The sequence below is a fragment of the Streptomyces sp. AC627_RSS907 genome (assembly GCF_019049165.1).
Genome location: NZ_JAGMUE010000413.1, coordinates 1 through 607, shown reverse-complemented (window position 1 = coordinate 607; position 607 = coordinate 1). Strand labels below are relative to the sequence as shown.

The window sequence follows — 607 nt, the reverse complement described above, 5'->3', positions numbered from 1 at the left end:
AGTGGAGCCCGAGGTGTAGATGAGGTACGCGGCGTGCTCGGGGTGCGCGGGGGCCGGGCCGCCGGCGCGCGCGGGCGCGGCGGCCTCGGGCGCGGCGGCCTTGGGCGCGGCGGCCTCGGACTCAAGGGGGTCGCCGTCCTCGGCCAAGGTCAGTACCGGGTGGCCGCGCAGGGCTGGCTCGTCGGCGTGCTCGGCCGTGGTGAGGACGGCCGCCGGGGCGGCGTCGGCGAGCGTGTAGGCGATCCGGTCCGTCGGGTAGCGCGGGTCGATGGGCACGTACGCGGCCCCCGCGCGCAGCACGCCGACGATGGCCACGACCGCGAGCGGCGAGCGGGGCAGCAGCAGGGCCACGCGGTCCTCGGGGCCCGCGCCCCGGGCGGTGAGCCGGGCGGCCAGGCGGCGGGAGGCGGCGTCGAGTTCGCGGTAGCTGAGGGTGCGCCCGGCGTGGGTGACGGCGGGCGCGTCGGGGTCGGCCCGCACCACGGTGGTGAAGCGTTCGATGAGGTCGGGCTCGCCGTCGTGCTCGCCGGTGGGGTTCCACTCGGTGAGCTGGGTGTGCCGCTCGGCGGCGGTGATCACGGCCAGCCGGGTCACCGGCGTGTGGGGC

General features: G+C 78.7%; 1 protein-coding gene. It reads right to left on the bottom strand.

Annotated elements, in window-relative coordinates; translation table 11 throughout:
• On the bottom strand, positions 1 to 594 hold a 594-nt coding region (locus tag KUM32_RS36195), incomplete at its 3' end, for an AMP-binding protein (RefSeq protein ID WP_308408811.1).
• Between the last annotated feature and the right edge of the window lie 13 nt (positions 595 to 607).